At 36.9% G+C, this 22,934-nt stretch carries 21 protein-coding genes; 1 reads left to right on the forward strand and 20 read right to left on the reverse strand.

The genetic code is table 11. The features are described from left to right. Window positions 1–91: 91 nt before the first annotated feature. The 17 genes from KHA93_RS23710 to murG all read right to left on the reverse strand — a co-directional run bounded on the left by KHA93_RS23710 (window position 92) and on the right by murG (window position 17,983). Complete coding sequence (locus KHA93_RS23710) at window positions 92–1,366, reverse strand: coiled-coil domain-containing protein (RefSeq protein ID WP_349772274.1); 1,275 nt, start codon at window positions 1,364–1,366, stop codon at window positions 92–94. 621 nt (window positions 1,367–1,987) lie between these two features. Further along, window positions 1,988–2,827, reverse strand: a complete 840-nt coding sequence (locus KHA93_RS09340; protein WP_213110495.1) for a S1C family serine protease — start codon at window positions 2,825–2,827, stop codon at window positions 1,988–1,990. A gap of 101 nt (window positions 2,828–2,928) precedes the next feature. Continuing rightward, window positions 2,929–3,750 (reverse strand): glutamate racemase, encoded by an 822-nt coding sequence (gene racE / locus KHA93_RS09345; protein ID WP_213110496.1) that lies wholly within the window; start codon window positions 3,748–3,750, stop codon window positions 2,929–2,931. Window positions 3,751–3,928: 178 nt separating this feature from the next. Further along, window positions 3,929–4,384 carry a MarR family winged helix-turn-helix transcriptional regulator gene (locus KHA93_RS09350; protein ID WP_432806346.1) on the reverse strand — a complete coding sequence of 152 codons (456 nt, stop codon included), beginning with the start codon at window positions 4,382–4,384 and terminating at the stop codon, window positions 3,929–3,931. Between the two features lie 161 nt (window positions 4,385–4,545). Beyond that, a complete protein-coding gene (locus tag KHA93_RS09355; RefSeq protein WP_213110498.1) occupies window positions 4,546–5,394 on the reverse strand; it encodes a sugar phosphate isomerase/epimerase family protein in 849 nt (282 codons plus the stop codon). A 380-nt stretch (window positions 5,395–5,774) separates the two neighbouring features. Further along, the gene (locus KHA93_RS09360; RefSeq protein WP_213110499.1) at window positions 5,775–6,761 is read right to left on the reverse strand and encodes a Gfo/Idh/MocA family protein; all 987 of its coding nucleotides are present in this window, start codon (window positions 6,759–6,761) and stop codon (window positions 5,775–5,777) included. A gap of 53 nt (window positions 6,762–6,814) precedes the next feature. Next, window positions 6,815–7,882 carry a lactonase family protein gene (locus KHA93_RS09365; protein WP_213110500.1) on the reverse strand — a complete coding sequence of 356 codons (1,068 nt, stop codon included), beginning with the start codon at window positions 7,880–7,882 and terminating at the stop codon, window positions 6,815–6,817. Beyond that, complete coding sequence (locus KHA93_RS09370; RefSeq protein WP_349772275.1) at window positions 7,882–8,688, reverse strand: SDR family NAD(P)-dependent oxidoreductase; 807 nt, start codon at window positions 8,686–8,688, stop codon at window positions 7,882–7,884. Before KHA93_RS09370 ends, KHA93_RS09365 begins: the two co-directional genes overlap by 1 nt. A 53-nt stretch (window positions 8,689–8,741) precedes the next feature. Then, a complete protein-coding gene (locus KHA93_RS09375) occupies window positions 8,742–9,524 on the reverse strand; it encodes an aldo/keto reductase (protein WP_213112855.1) in 783 nt (260 codons plus the stop codon). 129 nt (window positions 9,525–9,653) lie between these two features. Continuing rightward, complete coding sequence (locus tag KHA93_RS09380) at window positions 9,654–10,610, reverse strand: sugar kinase (RefSeq protein WP_213110502.1); 957 nt, start codon at window positions 10,608–10,610, stop codon at window positions 9,654–9,656. Window positions 10,611–10,637: 27 nt separating this feature from the next. Then, window positions 10,638–11,441: a sugar phosphate isomerase/epimerase family protein gene (locus tag KHA93_RS09385; protein WP_213110503.1), complete on the reverse strand. Its 804-nt coding sequence runs from the start codon at window positions 11,439–11,441 to the stop codon at window positions 10,638–10,640. 19 nt (window positions 11,442–11,460) lie between these two features. Then, complete coding sequence (locus tag KHA93_RS09390; RefSeq protein ID WP_213110504.1) at window positions 11,461–12,285, reverse strand: sugar phosphate isomerase/epimerase family protein; 825 nt, start codon at window positions 12,283–12,285, stop codon at window positions 11,461–11,463. A gap of 138 nt (window positions 12,286–12,423) precedes the next feature. Then, a complete protein-coding gene (locus KHA93_RS09395) occupies window positions 12,424–13,182 on the reverse strand; it encodes a phytanoyl-CoA dioxygenase family protein (protein WP_213110505.1) in 759 nt (252 codons plus the stop codon). A 134-nt stretch (window positions 13,183–13,316) separates the two neighbouring features. Beyond that, complete coding sequence (locus KHA93_RS09400; protein WP_213110506.1) at window positions 13,317–14,519, reverse strand: Gfo/Idh/MocA family protein; 1,203 nt, start codon at window positions 14,517–14,519, stop codon at window positions 13,317–13,319. Window positions 14,520–14,536: 17 nt separating this feature from the next. Then, the gene (locus KHA93_RS09405; RefSeq protein WP_213110507.1) at window positions 14,537–15,967 is read right to left on the reverse strand and encodes an alpha-L-rhamnosidase-related protein; all 1,431 of its coding nucleotides are present in this window, start codon (window positions 15,965–15,967) and stop codon (window positions 14,537–14,539) included. Between the two features lie 114 nt (window positions 15,968–16,081). Beyond that, complete coding sequence (locus KHA93_RS09410) at window positions 16,082–16,900, reverse strand: alpha-L-rhamnosidase N-terminal domain-containing protein (protein WP_213110508.1); 819 nt, start codon at window positions 16,898–16,900, stop codon at window positions 16,082–16,084. A 15-nt stretch (window positions 16,901–16,915) separates the two neighbouring features. Then, window positions 16,916–17,983, reverse strand: a complete 1,068-nt coding sequence (gene murG, locus KHA93_RS09415) for an undecaprenyldiphospho-muramoylpentapeptide beta-N-acetylglucosaminyltransferase (RefSeq protein ID WP_213110509.1) — start codon at window positions 17,981–17,983, stop codon at window positions 16,916–16,918. 349 nt (window positions 17,984–18,332) lie between these two features. Between murG and KHA93_RS09420 the strand changes: the two genes are divergently transcribed. Further along, window positions 18,333–19,160 (forward strand): sugar phosphate isomerase/epimerase family protein, encoded by an 828-nt coding sequence (locus KHA93_RS09420; RefSeq protein ID WP_213110510.1) that lies wholly within the window; start codon window positions 18,333–18,335, stop codon window positions 19,158–19,160. A gap of 56 nt (window positions 19,161–19,216) precedes the next feature. Here KHA93_RS09420 and KHA93_RS09425 read toward each other — a convergent pair whose 3' ends face one another. The 3 genes from KHA93_RS09425 to KHA93_RS09435 all read right to left on the reverse strand — a co-directional run. Then, entirely contained in the window at window positions 19,217–20,875 is a 1,659-nt protein-coding gene (locus KHA93_RS09425) for an extracellular solute-binding protein (protein WP_213110511.1), read from the reverse strand. Between the two features lie 63 nt (window positions 20,876–20,938). Then, entirely contained in the window at window positions 20,939–21,835 is an 897-nt protein-coding gene (locus tag KHA93_RS09430; protein ID WP_213110512.1) for a carbohydrate ABC transporter permease, read from the reverse strand. 246 nt (window positions 21,836–22,081) lie between these two features. Beyond that, window positions 22,082–22,934 (reverse strand): ABC transporter permease (locus KHA93_RS09435; protein ID WP_213110513.1); only part of this gene is annotated, 853 nt, incomplete at its 5' end.

A 22,934-nucleotide genomic window follows, 5' to 3' on the forward strand; every position in this document is an offset into this window, starting at 1 on the left:
CAGGCAAAGAGTTACGATAAAGGAAATATGAAGATCCAGATAATATAAAAAAGAAGGTGGGGAGAATCCCACCTTCTACTTTCAAAATCTATTACTCTACAACTCTACGAACATGTCCTTTAAAAGCATTTTTCCAATACGTATTACTTAATGAGTCAATCGATACTCCGTGAGAACTATTACTATTTAAAAATGTTCCATTTCCTAAATATATACCAACATGACCATTTGTTTTATACGTATTGAAGAAGATTAAATCTCCCCTCTTCATCTCAGACGTACTGACTTTTTTTCCTTGAGTGGCCAATGCACTTGTTGAACGACCAATATTCACACCCGCTGAAGCATATGCCCAATGAACAAAACCCGAACAGTCAAATCTTCTATTTTTGACATCTATAGCTCCCCAACTATAAGACGATCTCCCGACCATAGTAGAACCAACTTGTATTGCCTTTTCGATGGCTGATGAATTATGACTGACAGTTGGCTTGGAAGGAGCGGCAGGTTCTTCCTTTTCAACTTTGTTGTCTTTAGATGGAGTAACTACGTCTTCGTGTTTCTCTGATTTTCCATTATGTTTGATTGGCTCAGCTGTATTAGTTTTATCTGTAGCAATTCTTTCGTTGTTCTCATCCGCTACAATTGAATTTCTTCTTTCTGCTTCTTTTGCTTTTTCAACTAAAATGGCTTTTTGATTTTGCAAATCGTTTAATTGCCTGCTTGCTTCTTTTCGTTGTTCTTCCATAGATGCAAGCATGCTATTTTTGTCATTGATTTGATATGTTAGTTGTACTTTTAGTTCTTCCACTTCTTTTAATTCATTTTGAACTTTATCTAGCTTCTTTTTCAAATCTGACTCTGACTTTTTAAGTGCAGCTTTATCCTCTTCCTGTTCTTGCAAAATACTTTTATCAGCAGAAAAAATAGTGTTTATGACAAATGCGCGATCTACAAAGTCACTAAAACTTTCGGCACCTAACAGAATATCCAAATAACTCGTTGCTCCACCACTTGTCTGGATGCTACGAGCACGCTTTTTTAAAAGTTCTAGGCGCGCTTCCATCCGTTTCTCCAATTCAATAATATTATTTTCTAATTGCTTAGCTTCTTTTTGTGTTTTTGATATATCATTTTTTGTTGATGCTATTTTCTCGTTCGTTTGAGTAACCTGAGAATCTAATTGTCCCAGCGTTTCTTTCATTTCTTGCTCTTGTTGTTGAATGTCGTTGATTTCTTGCTGTTTCATCTGAATCTCTTGATCTATATTTTCATCGGCAAAAACTGTAACACTTGGAAAAGAGGTAAATAATACACTAGCTCCAAGTAGAACTGCAAAGCTTGAAGCCATAAATCTATTTTTCACTGTTAGTTTCCCCCTGTTTTTTATAAAAAATTTTCTAATATAAGATAGAACTGTATTATGCTGAAATTTTAGTATATGAGGAGTTGTCTTTACAGAGTTGATTGTGATTTAAACGTAATGTGGAGATGTAGTATATTTGTGGAATAATGTTATATGAAAAATGTCTCATCTTCATTTTAAGTCCAAAATAGACGAATCCCCTTACTAGTCTTAAACTCCCATTATAAATTGAACTTCTTGTGTAATTAAAACGTAAAAGAAATATGCTATATTTCTTTATGTAATATATAATTTCAATAGAAAAACACTATAATCTCTTATTTCTAGATAAATTATAACATCATTTTTCGCCAATCAGACTTTACAATCATCTTCCAATATTGTTTCAATTTGATTACAAAAGGAACGTTAGTTCTCCTTTTCAATTTAAGAAAGTATGGGACAAAGATCATAGTTGACAAGTTTTGATTACGTAAAAAGACGGAGGTATATATCCTTCTAACACCCTTTTACATCTATTTAACTTGTCTATGTAGTGGTGAATTGAGGACAAAATGGCATGGGGTGACACGTGAGGAGAGATTGTATACTTTGCAAAAAAATATCTGAATCCTTTAACAATCACCCCTCTTCTAATGATTTATTCCTTTTTTTTGCGAAAAACTCTTGAATTGGTATAATTAGACCAACTTTTCCATATTCCTCATGTTTCATCGTCGCAAAAACGACTCCAATGACCTGACCCTCTTCATTAAGAACCGGGCTACCGCTATTCCCTCTATAAACAGGTGCTTTGATCATGACAACCTCATCTTCCCAATCTGTTAACTTTATATAGTCAATAATCGTACCTTCATTTACAATTCCTTGAAAACGAAGAGGATTCCCAATAAACAAAATTCGTTGATCTCCAACGATATTCGGTCGGTCAGCAAGTTGTAAATATGGCAAGTTTTCCTCGTTTATTTCTAGTAATGCGAGATCAACGTCCGGATATATATCAACAACATCTGCTATAAACATTCCATCATCCGGAAATGCCACAGTAACTCGTTCATTTCCATCTATGACATGGAAATTGGTTAATATCTTTCCATCGCTAGATATAGAAAAGCCTGTACCTTTACTGTCTCCTGTCACAATCGTAACGACTGATTTTTTATATAATTGAATATCTCTATCTACTGATAATTTAGTAGATGTTTTTAAAAATTCAATTGCTGGGATTGAATAGATTTCAAAGAAAAATGAAAATGAGCTAAATAGAAATATTGTCGCCATAAGCCAAAACATCCATTTCGGCATCATACGTTTAGATTGTGGAGTTTCTCTTTCTCTAGCTGCTTTTTCTAGTGCCTCACGCTGGGCTTCTTTAACTAGCTCGTACATTTCCTCATCATCAATGTCTTCAGTTAGATCACTATCAACATGGCCATATGTATCTTTATTTATATCTTCCATTTCACTTCACCTCCTGCAAAAGTAAATAAAACGGGTATAAAAAGAAATTAACAAATGAAAATAGATAAAGAAAAGCAGCTCAACTTGTGGGCTGCATTCAATCATAAAAATAATTCTTTTTCTTGATTTGCAAGATTGGCAAACTCAATATGTAAATCATTTTCATTTAACCAATCACAAGCAATGCGCTTAAAGATTTTCCTAGAACCTGTAGTGAAAAAAATATGTTCTGGCTTTTCCGGTGATTCATTCAATAGATTTTTATAATCTAATATTGTACTCACTTCTTGCGCAGTTTCCTCACCTGAACTAATTACTTTTACATTCGGTCCCATTACATTTTCTATGATGGGACCAAGAAGTGGATAATGTGTACAACCAAGAACAAGAGTATCAATCCCACTGCCTATTAGAGGTGTCAATGTTTCTGCTACTACTTTCTTCGCTACATTGCTTTGATATTCAAAACTTTCTACAATTGGAACAAATTTAGGACAAGCGAGTTGGAGTACCTCTACTTGATTGTTAATCAATTTGAGTTCCCGGGCATACGCCTCACTTTTAATTGTTCCGATTGTTCCAAGTATCCCAATTTTTTTATTTTCGGTCACTTTTAATGCCGCTCTCGATCCAGGTGAAATTACACCGACTACGGGAATATTTAGGATAGATTTTAATTCTTCTAAAACAACTGCAGTAGCTGTGTTGCAGGCAATAACGAGCATTTTGATATCACGTTTTATTAAAAAACCTGCCATTTGTAGGGTGAATCTTCTAACTTCCTCAACTGGACGTGGTCCATAAGGACAGCGAGCTGTATCTCCTACATAATATATAATCTCATTTGGCATTTGCCTCATGATTTCTTTTGCGACTGTCAGGCCGCCTACTCCCGAATCTATAACTCCTATTGCCTGTTCCAATTTTTCCGCCTCTTCTAGTAGTCGACGCCGAATGTATAAAAGCCATAAGCCCTAGCTTTAAAACATAGCTAGTTTCTGATACAGCCGGCGCCTTCCAATTTAGTATCGTGTCGCTTTTGCGCCTAACCTTGACCATTACATTTTTTCAGTATCTTTTACTATAAAAAGAAATGATACATTATTCCTGGCGCATTACCTTGTGTAATCTAGATAAGTTGTCCTTTAACATCAATACTTCTTCTGCTGTAAAATCATTCAATACATCTTGCAAATAACCTTGTCGTTTCTTAATCACTTCATCAATTATTTTTTCGCCCTTATCTAATAAATGTATTCTAACAACCCTGCGATCTTTTGGATCCCTTATACGCATGACTAATTCTTTTTTTTCCATTCTATCAATTAAATCAGTTGTCGTGCTACAGGCAAGATACATTTTATTGGATAAATCTCCAATCGTCATGTCGCCTTCTTCAAAAAGCCATTGAAGGGCAACAAACTGTGGAGGAGTGATTGAAAAATCTGTTAGTAACTCTCTGCCTTTTTGTTTAATGATAGCCGAAATATATCGGAGATCTTTTTCTAACTCAGCAACAACTTTCTCATTATGCTGCAGGAGCTGTTTTTCATCCATCATTATCAGCAACTCCCTATATCCTTTTATTGCATTGTCTCTTTTTTTTAGCAAAATTTCAACATATTTCAATGATTGAATAATATAAATTGTGAATAATGATTTATTATAATACAAAGAGGCTGCTCCCAAAATGGTGTGCAGCCTCTTCTATCATACTATTATTGTAATTCTGCGGCAGCATATACTTTTGCATAAGCTTTGCCAGACTTTTCTGCTAATGAATTTGCAGCTTCTGTTAACGGCTCTTTAGTTAATATTTCCTGGGCAACTGAACCTTTATATCCAATTTGATCTAATGTTTTTAAGAATCCTACTAAATCAATGATTCCTTCACCTGGATATAGACGATCATTATCTAGAACTTCTTCCAGCGGGACATCTTTTGCATCATTTAAATGAACATGAGTAATTTGCTCAGGACGTAAAGCGGCTAACTCTTCAATTGTGCCGCCAATTGTGTACCAATGATAACTATCCAGCAATAGACCAACATTAGGCTCGCCAATAGCATCAATCCAGTCCAGTGTATCTTTCATTTCCCAAATAAATGGATTTTTCCAAGCTGTTCTTAGATGATGTGGACCAACAAATTCCAAGCCAAGACTTATTCCATATTCATTTAAAATTTGTGCACATAGTCTTAAACGTTTTGTTACTAAAGCCATAAAATGTGCAGCGTTGTAATCAGTTGCAGGTAGAACATATGTACAGCAGCTAGTGCAGCCAAATTCAGAAGCAATTTTTGCATCTTCTAGTAAAGTGCTTAATCCTTCCTTAAATTGTTCCTCCGAATGTCTCCATTCTAAAGGTAATCCGATAGAACCAATTGTCACTTCGTGCTCATTTAAAAACGCTTTCGCATTTTCCAAACCTTTTTCCTCTGCAAAATCTCTTAATTCTTGTCCAGATGTATCAACGGACCCAAATCCATTTTCAGATGCTAGAATGATAAGTTCCTCTAAATTTTTCACATGTCCTAAACCAGCTGTACTTAACCCCTTAATCATTGCCAAATTCCCCCTCTATTAATCTTTACTAGATTATACCAATATTTTGTCAAATTAACGATTCTTGTTTCACTGAAAAGCTCTATAAACTTATTTGTTGATTTCCGTTATAGGTGCTCGCTTTGCGTGAGAGGTTATGGAATCTCTTCGGCGCATGAACCTCCTATGTAGTCTCCTTATACCATTTTCCCCGCTAAAGTATCGTACATTTCGCTCCACTAAACATTTTCGTAAAATCAACAATGAACTTTAACAAAGAAATCATGAAAATAATCAGTTTGTTTAATAATCTTTCTCGTTTATTTTAATACAGATTATTTTCAAGTAAGTCTGCTAAAAAAGACCCGACAAGGAGAAACAATGTCAGGTCTTTCATCGTTTTAGGAAATTACTTTGTCATTCTCTCCTAGAGGATTGTAACCTGCTGCTGTATAAATCATTTCTGTAAGCTTTACTACTTCTTTCGCAAACTGACCAGGAACCAACACTTCATGTTTGCCTAGAATGGCGTCGATGAAGCTTTTATCCTGATTCGTTGTTTGTTCCGGAAGTCTTGGAGTAATCGGCTCTTCTCTCAAACGACGGATTGTAATTTTTCCATTATCGTAGAAAATCCCACCATTATCTCCACAGAAAACGTATGTTTCATGCCAACATGGAGCATAACCAACGATATTTAAACCAGCAACTACCCCATTTTCAAAACGAATAGACGTAAATGAATCTAATTCTACAGGTGACTGATGCTTTTGCATCTGTGTTGAAACTTCTAATGGTGATAAACCTGTCGTCCAAAGAAGGACATCGACGATATGACTTCCAGAATCCATCAACATTCCTCCACCTGAAAGGGCTGGATCTTGCCTCCAGCTGCCGACAGTACCTTGACCCCACTCTTGATAAAGAGAAGCTGTTACAGATGTTAATTTTCCGATTTCACCTTTAGCGATTGCATCACGAATAAACAAAAACTCTGGTTGAAAATGTCGTTGGTACGATACTTGCAGTACTTTTCCAAGTTTTTCAGCTGTTTCAATCATCTCATCTGCTTCTTTTTGTGAACAAGCCATCGGTTTTTCAATTAACACGTGGCAACCGCTATTCATAACATCCATCGCTTGCTGGAAATGAAGGGTATGAGGTGAACAAATCACTACTGCATCAAGTTCTGAATTCTCAAGCATCTCCTTATAATCCGTAAATTCTATAACACCTTCTAATTGGTGCTCCGAAATGATTCTTTCCCTGTTTTGAGCACTTGGATCTGTAATAGCGACAATTTCTGCCTCCTCTAGTTCTTTAAGCTGTCTTGCATGCCAATGTGCAATGCCGCCAGTCCCAATCATCCCAACTCGAATTTTTCCCATTATTATCGCATCCTTTTCATAGAATCTTTTACACAAATACTAAATGAATATGTTCATATGAAGAATTTAATACATACTGGTTCTGATACATTTATCGTATTGATTGGTTTTGTTAATAGACCAGTTTCTTCGTCAATTTTAAATATAACGATAGAATCAGAGTTTTGATTTGCAGCAAATAAGAATTTTCCATTCGGTGTTATCGCAAAATTCCGTGGTGTTTTTCCGTATGTTGAACAAATTCCTATACGTGTTAACGAACCGTCCTCTTGATTGATTTTGAAAATAGTGATACTATCGGCACCTCTATTAGAGGCATACAGAAACTTCCCATTCGGAGCAATGTGTATATCGGCGCCACTATCTTCTATTACGTTAAATTCGATTAAACTTGGAATGGTTTGTAGCATCTTTAATGTTCCATCCATTTCCACTGAAAAAGCACAAATCGTACAATCTAGTTCATTAATGACATAGGCATAAGGAAGATTCGGATGAAAAACTAGATGTCTTGGTCCTGCACCTAAATGTACATTGATTTCTTTGAATGCAATAAATGAATGACGTTCTTGATCCAATTGATAGATAAATATTTTATCCAAGCCAAGATCAGGTACGTAAGCAAATCTATTAAGCTTATCCAATATAATGGAATGAGGATGTGGGCCTTCCTGTCGGTCAGTTCGAACGCTTTTTCCGGAATGTTGAACTAAATCATCGAAAGGTCTTATATGACCTGTTTCATCTACGGAAAACCGACAAAGATTTCCTCCGCTATAATTAACTACGTATATATTTTTCCCATTATTATCTACACTTAAGTGGCAAGGCGCACCTCCATTTGTATGCTCTGCACTTAAGTATGTTAATTTTCCAGTTTCTTTACAAACTTCATACGAAAAAACTTGGCCACCTTCTTTATCATCAGTCATAGCTGTTTCACTTACTGCAAATAAGTGGTTATTTTTTTCGTCAATACTGATAAAGGATGGATTTTTAATTCCATCAACAGCATTTATATGGATCACGGATCCATCTTTCTCATTAAACGTAAAAATATTAATTCCTGATGGATGTTTATTTGTATACGAGCCTACAAATAAAAGCATATTATTTTCCATTACCTTATCTCACCCCAACCGTATCCAGCTTCTGGTCTAATGTCTTCAGGCATTCCAGGTAAGATTAGCCCTCCGTCAATTTTGATCGTCTCTCCTGTTATATAGGACGCTTGATCAGATATGAGCCACGCTACAGCTTGACCAATATCTCTCGGGGTTCCAACTCGGTTTAAAGGAATTTTATCGCCTAATTTTTTTAGATGCTCATTATTTCCTTCGCGAACCTTTGTTGCACCTGGTGCGATACAATTAACTCGAATTCCGAAGGGGGCACATTCCAAAGCAACAGATTCTGTGGCTCGTATTAAGGCTGCCTTAGTCCCACCATAAACAGCATCATCCGGATAGGCACGCTTCCCTCTAGTTGAGGAGATATTGATGATATTTCCTTTTATTCGTTCGTCAATCATATGTTTTACAGCCGCTTTCATCGTTAGTAATGGTGTTTTTAGATTAAGGCTAAGCAAATGGATAATATCTTTATGCCCCATTTCAGCAAGTGGGCTTTTAATTGTGACTCCTGCATTATTAATGAGCACATCAAGTTTGCCTAAAACATCAATCGATTTCTGCACAATGATACTGGCTGTAGACTCATCTGCCAATTCTGCATGAATGGGATAGCACTTTCTTCCATAATTTTTCTCAATACTATCGGCTGTCTCTTCCGCTTCTTCCTTCCCTGTTCGATACGTAATGACTAGATCGTATCCAATAGAAGCCAACTCTAATGCGATCCCCTTTCCAATTCCACGGCTTGCACCGGTGACCAAAGCGGTTTTTTTAATAAAATTTGAATCATTCACGAAAAATCCTCCCAATAATTCAAATTTTTTGCCCGAAAGATACATCAAAAATCTTAAAAATTAAAATTATCTGGATCTGCCCCTACTCGTTTGTTTTCGTTTAACTCATCGATTTTTTCCATCTCTTCATTCGATAATTCAAAATCGAAAATATCCGCATTTTCGATAATCCTATGTTCCTTCACAGATTTTGGAATTGTTACAACTCCACTTTGAAGATCCCAACGAAGAATGACTTGAGCCGCTGTTTTATTATATTTTTTTCCAATTTCCGCAAGGACCTCATTTTCTAAAAGTCCACCCTGCATTAAAGGAGACCAAGCTTCAAATTGAATTCCATATTCTTTACAGTACGACCTTAAGTCCAATTGAGTAAGTCTCGGATGGAATTCCACTTGGTTCACCATTGGTTTAATTTCAGCATCCTGCATTAAATCCTCAAGATGATGTACATGAAAATTACTTACACCAATCGCGCGAACCCTACCATCTTTATAAATCTTTTCAAGTGCTCGCCATGTATCCTTATATTTTCCCTTTACTGGCCAATGGATTAAGTAAAGATCAAGATAATCGAGCCCTAAACGTTTTAAGCTTGCTTCAAATGCTTCCAATGTTGATTCATAGCCTTGATCACTATTCCAAACCTTAGAAGTGACAAAAATGTCTTCACGAGGAACGCCGGACTCTCTAATTCCTTGTCCAACCCCTTCTTCATTTTGGTATACAGCAGCTGTATCAATGCTTCTATAGCCATTTTTTATAGCAGCCTTCACTGCATTGACAGCTTCTTCTCCATTTTCGACTCTCCAAACACCTAGCCCAAACCAAGGCATTTCAACACCATTATGTAATACTGTTGTACTATGTAAGCCCTTTAGCAACTCCTTGCAACTCCTCTTAAAATATTTTTCGAATACTCATTCGATTAATAATCCTTTAAATCCTCTTTTTAAGTGAAAAAATCATCTTTCAATATGAATTTCTTTATTCATGATGGCTTGAACCTCATCCAAAGTAGGCAGTCCTTCCCAATCACCTTCAGTTTGTATAACTAAGGCTCCTACCAAATTTGCTAGCTGTACCGATTTTTGATGACTAAACCCTTTCAATAATCCCGCTACGAATCCTGCGCAAAAACCATCTCCTGCCCCAACAGGATCAACGACTTTCTCGACAGATATGTAAGGAAAAGAGGTTACTGATCCAGTATCAACTAAAAATGTTTTATCATTACCACCTTTTACAATTGAGACCGCTTTTAACTCTTTTAACCTAGAAAAAACCTCATCTTCGTCATTAGTATCATATAGTAACTTTAATTCATCTAGCCCAGGCAAAAAATAGTCTGCTTGCTCAGCTATAGGGAGTAACACTTCCCTCGCCTCAGCAATTGTCCACAGCTTTAATCTAATGTTAGGATCAAAACATATTTTAACTCCGTTGTTTTTTGCAATTTGGATTGCTTTATAAACAGCATTTCTAGCAGATTCGCTTATGGCACATGTGATTCCTGTTATATGAAGTATCGTCGCATTCTTTACATATTCCTCATCTAAGTGTTCTGGACTTAATTTGCTTGCAGCTGACCCATTTCTATAATAATAAACAGAGGTTTTCCCAGCGACCGATTCACGTAGCATAAAACCCGTCGGAGCTTGATCGGTCAACTCTGCCCTCGACACATCAACTCCCTCACCTCTGATTGCTTTTAAAATGAATTTGCCGAATGGATCCTTTCCTAAACGACTAAACCAACCAACCTGGTGTCCTAGACGTGCCAATGCTATCGCAAAGTTACTTTCCGCACCTCCAAATGATTTGAAAAACTGATTGTTATATTCTATTCCTTTCGTATTCGCAGGAGTCATCAAAACCATGGATTCTCCAAATGTAACGACTTCAGGAAATTGTTTGTCCATACTTCTTCACCTCTGTCAAAAGAACATTTATTGCAACTCTTCCCACCAAGCTTTTACTCTATTTAAACTTTCTTTTACATCTTCAGTAGGGTCATGGTGGTGTGGTTCATGTTCTATCGTAATCGTACCTTCATATTTAATATCTTTTAAGACTGATAAAACCCCTTTAATATCAACAATCCCATCACCTAATGTACATGATTCATGACCGCCAACCTCTTTAATGTCTTTTAGGTGAACATGGACGAGATAGTCTTTTAATTCACGAAATGCTTTTACGTTATCATAACCATGTGTACCAAACCAACCTGTATCAACAGCTGCACCAATCCACGGTGAAAACGGACCTACTTTATCTATCACCTCTTGCGGTGTTTTTTCTGGATGATTTTCCAAACCTACTCGAATTCCATACTTTTCGGCTAATGGCATGACAATTGGGCCGTTTGCCGGATGGAAACCTTGTGCTAATACAGGGGTGCCAATTGCCTTCGAAGTTTCAAATACTTTCGTAGCTTCCTCGACAGTAATACCCGGAGAGCCAAAGCCTGCTGTGTAGGAAGCGACAGTCATTTCATATTGTTTTAAAATATGCAGCGCTTGTTCAATCATGTCAGGTGTAGCGTGTAGAGGATCTAGATGAGCAATCCATAATTCAATTGCATCAAATCCCATATCTTTCGTCATCGAGATTAATTCTTCAAACTTAGATGAAAATTGTGGTCCATGAAAAGCCTCAAATGTTGCTTGATGGCACTTACCCCAATCATCACTATTTTGATAATTTAATTCCTTTGCTACAAAGTTAGCAGTCATAAATGCCCATTTCATTTCAATTTCCTCCAAACTCTTATAAATGATTAACAATGCCTTTAATATGTTCGATTGATTGCCTCGTATAGTCTTCGTATAAACTAGATTCAGTACGATACTCTGAAACTAAGTAAGGATTTGACACTGAAGGCAGAAATTCCATACAGACGTATCCTGAATAATTAAGTTTCTTCAGAAAGGACATAATTGGGGTGAAATCGGTTTGGCCTAATCCAGCTGCCTCCCTTGTATTATCCGCGATATGAACGTGAACGAGATGATCCGAAGTGATTGTCAATGCATTGATCATATCTTGCTCTTCGAGATTCATATGAAAAAAATCCGCCATCATTTTTACATTCTCTGAGTTCACTTCTTCAATAAATCGTTTTGCATTATATAGATTCGTAACTAAGTAGGTTTCATACCGATTTATAGCTTCGATTGCAAGAATAATATTATGCTGTTTAGCATAATCTCCCAACTCTCGAACACTTGCTACCGCGTTATTCCATTCTTCTCTATTTTTCGCCTCTACTTTTCCAACATACGTAGGAACAACAATAACAATCCGGGCACCTAATGCATTTGCCATATTTATACATTTTTTTACGTACTTAATTGCATTTTTCCTAATTTCTTTATTTTCTGAGGAAAGATCTCTCTCCTCGTTATAAATTCCACAGATGGAGCTGCATTCTACATTATATTTATCTAAAAGCTCCCTAGTTTTATTTATATCTATGAAATCTGGCTCCCCCGCTAGTTCAACTCCTTGATATCCATATTTCACTAATCTTTTTAGACTTTCCTCCAAGCTTTCATTTCCGAAAATCCATTGGGTTAGACTGTATTTGAACATTAGTGTATCTCCTGCCTAAAATTTTTGGAACAATCACCACTTTATATATTCGATATGAATCTTTTTTCTCCTTTTCTCTCAAAAAACTAATAACAAAAAAAGCGGACTTAATCCGCCAGCTTACACTTTATCTATAGCTTATTCTAATGAAATTTTCTTTTTTAAATCCTCTCTCTGTATCGTAGAATCATGGCGAATATAGTGGCACACATAAGAGCGTCGCCATCTGTTGCTCGTCCGATTCTTTCCAGAAGAGTGGATAAGAAGGTTATGAAAGAACACGATATCCCCTTTTTCCATTGTGACAGGAATTTGCTTTGATAAATCTGCTCCTTCTGTCTCATCCGTCCATGATTCATGTTCACTCGTATCTTTTACTTTTCCATGTGGAAGAAGCCCTTCTTTATGACCTCCGGGGATCACCCATAAACATCCATTTTCTTCATCTACATCCTCCATGGCAATCCAGGCCGCTGTTAAGGTGTTTGGTTCATTATCAATATAATAATAATCTTGATGAGCTGCCTGTCCAGGTGAACCTGGAGATTTGTAGAAATACATACTTTGTATCCCTACTGCTTCATCACCAAGCAATTGTGCCAAACCCCCCCGGACAATTGGAAGCTTCATCAATTGCAAAGAAAACCCATCATGAAGATGCGGATTAAAGAGCCGAAGAGAAAAACGATCTTTTTCGGACAAAATTTTTCCAATATGAGGATTTGCCCAGTCCTCTATTTTTTCAGCTGAGCGTACTGTGTAAATATAGGAGTTATATGCATCGATTAAATCATGACTACAGCCACCTTTTAATACTAAATAACCATCCTTCTCATATTGTGAAATCTGAGCTTCTGTAAGTGGTGCTAACCGATTTTCCTTTACGGGTGCTTGCATAAAATGATTCCTCCCTCTATATAATACGTTGATTTAGATCCTGAACTGAGTGACATATCCAATAACAAGCTTTAACAAAGCCATTCTTTTAAAGATATCCATAGATCATATATTTATGAAAGAAAATGATTATTTCACTTTACTAAACTATTTTTTATTTCTATCATTCCCCCTCTTTTTGCCCAAGGTACATTTACTTCACTTGGCAGAGTCCACTGTTCATAACATTGGAAAAGTGTTTCACTTAATCCTTCCACGCATGTTACATTCGCTTCTTGATCTAGGTTGATTAAGTTTTCGGGAAATAAAGTAATAGTTGGAACAGATTCATGCATTGCGGTAATGGCTTGTACATGTGGAGTTGCTGCTTCTGGGCCGCAAAGAATATCGTGATTACCATTTTCTACTGCGTTGATACAAGTTAATAATTTTTGTAGATGGTCCTTTTCCGGGTCAGGGTATACTTTTTCCGTGCCATCCTTAAATCGTGCAATCACATGATTTTCTCTCTGACCATCTGATCTAGAGATGGTCGCGTGTTCAAATTCATACAAAAAATGTGGCCCAAATGAGTCCTTAACTGCATGAGTTGCGTAATAATAGATCTTTACGGCTGCTTGTGTAGTTATTTTTACAGCACAAGTATCAAAACTGTCGATTGGGTTTGCATGATACAATTCTGCGCTGACATCTTTTATTGGAACGCTTTCATCTTCTTTGGAGCCCAGTAAATAAAACATATGATGAAGATAATGTGAAGTTGCATTATTGGCAACACTGTCCAAAATCGGTGCGCCATCTTCACTGTACAAGCGACCAGCCCAATTATTTCGGTTATAATAGGCAGCATCTCGCGGCCAATTTACTATCGTTTTTAGTCGCTTCGGTTTTCCAAATACTCCATTTAATACGTCTCGTTTTAGGTCGTGAACAGACGGACTGAAAGACCAGTTAAAACCAATGGCAACGAACTTGCCTGTTTGATTTCGTGTCTCTATTATTTTTTTTACCTCTTGAAGAGATGCACACATCGGTTTTTCACATAGTACGTTACTTCCTTTTAGAAGAGCGTAGCATGTTTGGGATGCATGAAGATGAATAGGTGTTGATAGAATGGCAAGATCAGCATTATGATTTATATAAAATTCTTCAATTGTAGAAAAAACTGGAATATTATTTTCAATAATTCTGCCATAATTCCCACTCAATTCTGGATTTGGATCTACAATGCCTGCAATACTGGCATTCATTTCATTTCCAAAATCAAGGAGCTGTTGAACATATAAATTTCCATATCCACCAATACCAACTACTACAATATTAACTTTTTTCCCCACGCTCATTCTCCGCCTTATCAATTATTTTTTAACATACATTTATACACAATTTTACTTGCACTAGCATACGAGATGACAGTTTCATTTGGCAAACTCAGTAACAAAGGTATATGTTCTGGCCCATCAATCACAATGCTAAATTCATTATCCTCAACTTTCCATTCTACATATATAAGCCCATGCGGAGTGGCTACTGATCCTTTTGCCCAAGAAAGATTTCCGATTTGAGGCTTCACTAAGAATCTTTCAAATCCTGGTAAATCTGGTTTTACACCTAAAATTTCTGAAGTAAATTCATATAACGGTGCAGCACCCCAAGCATGGCAATCACTTCTTTGACCTACCGGGTCTTCCACCCACGTCGTTAAATTTAGCTTCAACATATCACGCCATGTATCCCATAAAACAAAGGATCGATCGTATAATCCTGAATTGGATAGTGCTCTAAAAAGGAAGAACGCCATAGCATAGGATACTTGGGATAGTGTTTTATCATTAAGCACTTTTCCCATCACTTTTACAGCATTTTCTCCTTCGATAATTCCTGAAAGAACGCTCCAAATTTGCACATGTTGGCTATATTCTTCGACTTGAGGTCCGTCTCTGAATAATCCTTTTTCATTGGACCAGCAGGATGAAAGAATAACCTTTTTCAAATTTTCAGCTTTTTCTCTGTATTCCTTAGCCACATCCGTCCGCCCTGTCCATTCATTTAAATCAGCCCCCTTATGCAGAGCAACCGCATACATTAAATTGTAGATAGTCAACGGACCTTTTGAGACAGCCGTTGGAATCCCGTTTTTCCACTCTGCTACCCAATCAACAAAATTCCAATATGAACTAGTGAGATTTCCTACAAGTCCTTCAGCGCCTATCTTTCGATCAAACCAATTTAACACCGCGTCGATTGTTGGACGGTATCGTTTAACTAAATCAACATCCTTGAAATACATATAATGATCATGTACCATTAGTATCCAAAAAATTGAGAAGCCAGGAATAACTTGAGGCAAAACTGAAGGATATCTGCTTTGTAACATTCCTGAAGGCAATAAGGAACTATGGTAGTCAAATATGGCTTTTCTAGCTAGGCTATCATCACCACTAATAATGTATGTAAATAAAATTTGCAATCTAGTATCCATTGTATATTGTAGTTGCTCGTAATAAGGGCAATCTTCATATGTTTCATGCATACAACGCCTTAATGTACGTAAACTAACATCCCATAGTGGGGTCATTGAAGGTTCGGAACTTTGAAATTGGGCTTTCACTTCTAGTGGATAACCTGTCTCTCTGTATGAAAAAGAATGGATGGTAATCGGTTCATCTCCTACTTCAATATGTAATCTCACAAATCGAAATGTCCTCCACCAAAATGGTTCATATTCTTCTAGAGATTCTTTATCATCTATACCACTAACCATATATATATCTGAATCACCCAATAGTTTGCTTCCTTCTAATATTTCGTCTCTTACACCCTTAAGTCTATTACCTGTATATGGGTCTTCTATTTCATAACATTCAGAAGGTAATATAGAGATTTTCGTACCGCTTCCTCATGATACTTTTATGTTCAAGTATCCAGTCGTAAGCTCTCCAGCATCAAGTTCGACGATGAATTGTTTTCCTTTTAATAGATGTAACGGTCCAGTGTTATTAATAAATACATTGGTTAAAGGGAGATTTTCTTCATCAGATCGCATGACCCTAGAAAATGCCTTTTCTTTTTCGTAAAGGAATGGAATACTACGTTTTGTTAATTGCCACGGAGTTAGGAGTCCATGGTCTAGTTGAGGATCAAGAAAAGGAACAGCATGGTCCCATTTACTATCATTATGTTCAATTGACTGCCAACCATGTGGAAGCTTAGCCCCATTTACTCTTTCTACGCCGCCTAACCAAATCGATGATAGCCATGATTCAGCTTCATAATGAATAGCATGATCAATAAGGCATTTCCAATCTTGATTAGAATCAAGTATTTCGATCGTCTCGCCACTAGATGATTGTAGGCTTCCTTCTAAAAGAAACCCTCCTTTTGTGGAATGCCAAATCGATTCTGGACTTGGTTCAGAACTAAGCGGTGAGTAATGAAGTACTTTCGCCGCCAATACATTTTTTCCCTTTTTCAAGTAAGGAGAGAGATCTACTGTTTCGTAATAGTGAGTATGATTATCACCTTTAAGAGGACCAACACAAACAGATTTTCCGTTTAAAAATAGACGATATCTACTATCTGCAGAAACATTAATATTTAACTGACACTGATCATTTTCAACAAAGAATGACCTTCTAAAATAAACAATCTCATGTTTATCTAAGAAAGAATTTCTTGGCCAAATCCATTTTGCTGACCAGATTTTATTTTCCTCCATTAATAGAACCTCCTTTTATCGTATATTTCTAATCTCGTTAACTAAGTATGATAGAGCGTTTTTATTTGGGTAAAGATTCATCGCCATTTGCATCTCATGTCTTTTTTCATAAACATTATCTAGATAAGTGATTAATGTTTTTGTTGTAAGTTCTTCTTCTTCCAACATAATAGAATATCCTTTTTTTTCAAATACTTTCGCATTTAATATTTGATCGCCTCTACTTTGTTGTAACGTTAGCGGGATGATGATCATCGGTATTTTTAGTGCGAGAAATTCAAAAATAGAGTTTGACCCCCCACGAGTAATGACAATATCGGTCGCTGCTAATATGTCGGCAAGTTCTTCATGTACGTATTCAAATTGTTTATATCCTTCTATATCAGCCATACTGTGATCAGTATTATTTTTTCCACATATATGAACAATTTGATATTTCGTCGTCAGTTGTTCTATGGCACTTCGTATCGTTTCATTTATCTTTTTTGCTCCTAAGCTGCCACCCATAATGGTCAAGATTGGAAGTTTACTATGAAAATTTAGATACTTTCTTCCTTTCGCAGCTGATCCTTGTAAAATTTCTCTCCTTATAGGCGAACCAATATATGTAGTCTTATTTTTCGGGAAATATTTTATTGTCTCTTCAAAGGATGTAAAAATTCTTGTTGCGAATCTCTGTGATATTTTATTTGCAAGCCCCGGTGTTAAATCACTTTCGTGAATGAAGATGGGGATTTTCAACATTTTAGCCGCAATGATAACGGGTACTGAGACAAAACCACCTTTTGAAAACACAATATTTGGTTTTATCTTTCGTAAAACTTTTCTTGCATCCATACATCCTTTAAGTACTCTAAATAAATCAATAATATTTTCAAAGTCTATATATCTTCTTAACTTTCCGCTGCTTATGGAGTAGTAAGGAATATTTACTTTTTCTATTAATTCCTTTTCGATTCCTTTTTTCGAACCAATGTAAACAATATCCCATTCTTCTTGATTTAGCTCTCTGATCATTGCCAGATTAGGTGTTACATGTCCAGCAGAACCCCCACCGGTGAATACAATTCTATTTTTGTTCATAAAGCCTCCTAGAAATAACAACGATTTTATTAGGCTCTTTTCTCAACATTGTTGCTATTTCATATAAATTTTTATAATAAGAGATTGGTTTGAACCTCAAAATGAATTATTCTTCTGAGAAAAGAGCTGCCAACTTCATAAGAACAGCTATACTTCATTGCGTAGGTGTAAAAGCCCGCTTTTGGGCTTTTACAATACAACAAGCTTTACGAAAACAGCCTTTTATTATTATTATATTGGATTACGATCTATATTTTAACTTTTAGAGGAATTTTTAATAAATAATCGAATTATGATACATAGAGATTATTCATCTCGTCTACTTTTTTCTTTAAGGAGTTGTTTTTTTATGTCATATTTATCAATAAGTACTTGGAGTTTGCATCGAAATCTCGGCCCCCTCAATTGGACGGTCTGGGACGATGAGAAAAAAAGTCATATGGTTCAGGTAGAACCTCAACCTGAAACTACTACTCTACTTGAATTACCGGCTATTTTGGCTTCCAAAGGATTTGAAGCTATTGAAATATGCCATTTCAATTTTCCAAGGACAGACCCGGACTATTTACAAGAACTAAAAATGGCTTGTAATGAGGCGGGAATAACGTTCAACACTCTTTTATTGGATTATGGTGATATTACATCTGATGATGAGATCCGTAGGAATGCAGATATCCATTTAATAAAAAAATGGATTGACATTGCAAGTGTAGCAGGAGCAAGACAAATTCGAATTATTGCTGGTGACGCCTCTCCAGACAATGATGTAGCCCTTGAACGTTCATCTGAAATATTAAATAATCTTATAGAGTACGCCAACAAGCTTGACGTACGAATTATTACTGAAAATTTCCATTCGCTTACTTCAACTGCTGATAACTGTATTCAGTTAGTGAAAAATACAAATGAAGAATTAGGGCTAATTGCCGACTTTGGTAATTTTAAAGGTGAGACTAAATATAAGGAGATCGAAAAACTACTTCCTTATAGTCAATCCGTTCATGCAAAACCCGAAATGGATTCAGAAGGAATCCCTGACGAAGACGAATTTCGAAATAGTTTAGAGCTTTTAGTTGCAACAAACTACAATGGACCGATAAATTTAATCTATGATGGGCCTGGAGATATGTGGGAGGGAATTGAAAGAGTTAGGAAGGTAGTAGAGTCTTATATATAATATGAAAGGTCTCATCCACTTTAAATATAGTGGATGAGACCTTTTTGAATGGCTAATTAGTTACCAGCTATTTTCGCTTTGTTATCTTGCCATTTTTTAGTTTTGAACTCTAGCAATTTGTCATATCCAACTGCTGTAGCATCTTTTTCAGCTTGATCGAGGATTTTTAGAACATCTGCTTCGCTCTTCGCATGAAGGGCTTTTGCTCTTGCTTCGTCATAGATTTCATTCACACGTTGTTCTGCCATACCTTCTTCTGTTTCAGGAAGTGGCGATAGATTTTGGAACTCTGTTGAATTCTTTTGAGTCTTCCAAGTGATACTCATTTGATATTTTGTATCCCAGTTTTGTTGTTCTTCTGGCAATGTCATTTCAAATGCTGTTTTGGATTTGTCGATATAAACCACGTTTCCAACCCATTGGAAGCTATTTGTTGTATTCATTAATTTAGATAGGTTTTCAACATCTGTTAAATATTTATCTGTGAATATTGGTGCTTCTGCAATGCCTTCAACAGCTTGTGTTCCTTCCCAATATAAACCTTCAGGTCCCCAGAAAATAGTACGCTGACCTTCTGGACCTACCATCCAATCAAGGAAAGCAAAGATGCCTTCTGGGTTTTTAGCCGCTTTTGTAATAACACTTACGTTCCAGCCAAGCTGACTCCATGTTCCAGGAGTGATTTTTTCTTTATCCAATCCTTCTTTATGAATTGGCCAAATCATTTTCATACCCGCATCTGGATCCTGTGCTCTTAATTCTGTATGGGCAAGGCTTCCATGCTCTGTAGGAGAGCTATCTGCGAATACCGCAAATCTACCAGAAACAATTTTTTCTTTCACTTGGTCTGCCGTTTGAGTCAATGTATCTTGTGAAATTAATCTTTCACTGTAAAGTTTATTCATATAAACCATTGCTTCTCTAAATACTGGATCTGTAAAGATAGAAGATAGTTTATCGCCATTTGGCACAAAATGACCATTCATAAACATGTTTGGATGTTCTTCTCCAAATGCTGAGTAAAGAATGTCAAGTCCGCCACCTTGTCCAGCTTCAAAAGGAACGACATCCGGATATTTTTCTTTCACTTGTTTCAAATAAGCATAAAGATCGTCAGTTGTTTCTAATTTTGGTGAGCCTAATTCTTTATAAATTTTTTCATTTACGACATAACCAGAGTTACCATTTGGTTGTGTTGTATACCAGTTAGGAATACTGTAAATATGTCCATCTTCAGCGCGAAGCATGTTAAGAGTAGACTCTCCAACCCATTCCTTGATGTTAGGATATTTTTCAATATACTCATCAAGTGGAACAAGCATATCTGCTTCACGAAGTCTATCCAAATCGGCATTACGATCTAACCACATAACGTCTGGAAGCTCGTTACCAACGATCATCGTATTGAATTTTTGTGCAGCGTTACCACCTGAGCTAATAGGTTTTACCGTTACTTTTTTGTTTTCTTTAATCCACTTTGTTGCTACGTCTTCGCCCCAAGGTGGCATTGTGTACCAGTCATAGTGACCGTACATTGTATACTCAAGCTCGTCTTCTCCTAGAACAAAGCCATCACTCTTATTTCCGTTGCCGGAATTGCCTTTATCATTGCCATTACTGTCGCCAGAGCTACCTTTTGAACAGCCGGACAATATACTGAAGACCATCAGCAGAGCAACTAGGGATAAAGTCAATAACTTCATCTTGTTTCTCATTTTATTTCCCCCTTAAATATCTCTTTACTATCTATTTAAAGCTTGCGCTTTAAACCAATTTCATTACCCTTTCAAAGAGCCGACCAATACCCCTTTAACGAAATACTTTTGAACGAATGGGTACACACAGATGATCGGAATGGTTGCAACCATCATCGTCGCCATCGAGAGAGATTTGGTTGAAACAGATTTTAGTTTCTGCATATGTGCTGCAGCCGTTGAATCTGCCTGTGCCATTTGCTCCGTCATGATGTTGGAGCTAAGAATTTGCTGTAACATTGTTTGGATTGGCAATAGTTTTTGTTCCGAAATATAGATGCTCGGAGAAAACCAATCATTCCAATGATAAACAGCTGTAAATAACGATAATGTTGCGATAACTGGACCCGATAGCGGAAGGATGATTCGGAAGAATGTTCCCCAATATCCACATCCATCAACTTTCGCGGATTCTTCCAGCCCTGCTGGCAAGCCTTGGAAGAAGGTACGGAAGATAATCATATTCCATACGCTGACTAAGCCTGGAATGACCATGACCCAAAATGTATTGAAAAGTCCCAATCCTCTGATCAATAAGAAGGTAGGGATTAAACCACCACTGAAGAACATCGTGACGACACAGAAAATCATATAGTAGTTTTTACCAATTAATTCTTTTCTCGACATCCCGTACGCAAAGATGGCGGTAAAGAGAACAGCTGATGCTGTACCGATCACCGTACGGAGAATGGAGATGAAGAATCCATTCAGGATACGAGAATCTTGGAAAACGATGTCATAGTTGTCCAAAGAAAATTCCCTTGGCCAAAAAGTGACTCCACCTTTCATCGTATCGATTCCGCTGTTAAACGAGATAACCAACGCATTCCAGAACGGATAAAAGGTAACAAACGCTAATATTGTAAGTATGATATAGATGGTAATCGACATGACTCGATCACCAGTTGTCATTTTTAACATGTGGAATCCTCCTTTGTAGTCTCATTTGAGTGCTTTTCGCCATCGACAGGCGCTAACATTTTTCTCTGTATAGGGTGTAGCGCCTACGCTTTTCTCTGTCCAGCTCCGGCGCCTATCGACTAGCAAACTTCTTGTCCTTTTCCCTACGATAAGTCAACATCGACTCGTCCCTCGTCGTGTTTCCTTTATCTCAGTCACAGGCCCTGAAGTTTGTACGTCGATGGACAGGCGCCTACGCTTTTCTTTTTACCACAAGCTGCTTCCTGCTCTTCTTGACAAGAAGTTTGCCAATGTGAGCAAGGCTACACTGATGATGGCTTTAAACAAACCGACAGCGGTTGCATAGGAGAATAACGAGTGCTGAATCCCTCTTCGATACACGTAAGTATCCAAGACATCCGATACATCCCTTACAACAGGGTTAGAGCCTAAAAGGAGAATATCCTCAAAACCAGCGTTCAATAAGTTTCCAATTGCCAAAATCATGAAAATTAAGATAACTGGCAAGATGGAAGGAATGGTAATCAAATAAATTTGTTTGAATCTACTAGCACCGTCAAGAGCGGCTGCTTCATAAAGCTGTTGATCAACACCCGCAATAGCAGCTAAATAAACAATCGATCCAAACCCGATTTCTTTCCAAACATTCGTTGTCACTAAGATCGCCCAAAAATATTTCGGAACGCTTAGGAAGCTGATTGGTTCGTCAACCGCTCCGATTTTTTCCAAAGCGATATTTAAACTTCCATTATCTGTAGACAATAGTGACATGACAAATCCAGACACGATTACCCAAGACAAGAAGTGAGGTAGATAGCTCACGGTTTGTACAACTCGTTTAAAGAACATATGCCTTACTTCATTCAGCATTAAGGCCAAAATAATTGGTGCCGGAAATCCAATGAAGAATTTAAGAAAACTGATCACAAGCGTATTTCTCATAACTTGTGAAAATTCTGGTGCGGTAAAGAACATATTAAAATGTTTCCAACCCGCCCAAGGACTTTCCGCAATCCCCTTGAATATGTTGTAATCCTTAAACGCCATGATGATTCCGTACATCGGAATATAACTAAAGATAAAGACGAATATAATGGCA

Source organism: Lederbergia citrisecunda (genome assembly GCF_018343695.1).
Classification (GTDB): domain Bacteria; phylum Bacillota; class Bacilli; order Bacillales; family Bacillaceae_C; genus Lederbergia; species Lederbergia citrisecunda.

What these genes read in the sequence shown, in the direction of transcription:
- KHA93_RS09340 (WP_213110495.1), bottom strand. Translation starts at nt 2,827, where the DNA reads ATGGAAGATATAAATAAAGATACATATGGCCATGTTGATAGTGATCTA.
- KHA93_RS09350 (WP_432806346.1), bottom strand. Translation starts at nt 4,384, where the DNA reads ATGGATGAAAAACAGCTCCTGCAGCATAATGAGAAAGTTGTTGCTGAG.
- KHA93_RS09355 (WP_213110498.1), bottom strand. Translation starts at nt 5,394, where the DNA reads ATGATTAAGGGGTTAAGTACAGCTGGTTTAGGACATGTGAAAAATTTA.
- KHA93_RS09360 (WP_213110499.1), bottom strand. Translation starts at nt 6,761, where the DNA reads ATGGGAAAAATTCGAGTTGGGATGATTGGGACTGGCGGCATTGCACAT.
- KHA93_RS09365 (WP_213110500.1), bottom strand. Translation starts at nt 7,882, where the DNA reads ATGGAAAATAATATGCTTTTATTTGTAGGCTCGTATACAAATAAACAT.
- KHA93_RS09375 (WP_213112855.1), bottom strand. Translation starts at nt 9,524, where the DNA reads ATGCCTTGGTTTGGGCTAGGTGTTTGGAGAGTCGAAAATGGAGAAGAA.
- KHA93_RS09380 (WP_213110502.1), bottom strand. Translation starts at nt 10,610, where the DNA reads ATGGACAAACAATTTCCTGAAGTCGTTACATTTGGAGAATCCATGGTT.
- KHA93_RS09385 (WP_213110503.1), bottom strand. Translation starts at nt 11,441, where the DNA reads ATGAAATGGGCATTTATGACTGCTAACTTTGTAGCAAAGGAATTAAAT.
- KHA93_RS09390 (WP_213110504.1), bottom strand. Translation starts at nt 12,285, where the DNA reads ATGTTCAAATACAGTCTAACCCAATGGATTTTCGGAAATGAAAGCTTG.
- KHA93_RS09395 (WP_213110505.1), bottom strand. Translation starts at nt 13,182, where the DNA reads ATGCAAGCACCCGTAAAGGAAAATCGGTTAGCACCACTTACAGAAGCT.
- KHA93_RS09410 (WP_213110508.1), bottom strand. Translation starts at nt 16,900, where the DNA reads ATGGAGGAAAATAAAATCTGGTCAGCAAAATGGATTTGGCCAAGAAAT.
- murG (WP_213110509.1), bottom strand. Translation starts at nt 17,983, where the DNA reads ATGAACAAAAATAGAATTGTATTCACCGGTGGGGGTTCTGCTGGACAT.
- KHA93_RS09420 (WP_213110510.1), top strand. Translation starts at nt 18,333, where the DNA reads ATGTCATATTTATCAATAAGTACTTGGAGTTTGCATCGAAATCTCGGC.
- KHA93_RS09425 (WP_213110511.1), bottom strand. Translation starts at nt 20,875, where the DNA reads ATGAGAAACAAGATGAAGTTATTGACTTTATCCCTAGTTGCTCTGCTG.
- KHA93_RS09430 (WP_213110512.1), bottom strand. Translation starts at nt 21,835, where the DNA reads ATGTTAAAAATGACAACTGGTGATCGAGTCATGTCGATTACCATCTAT.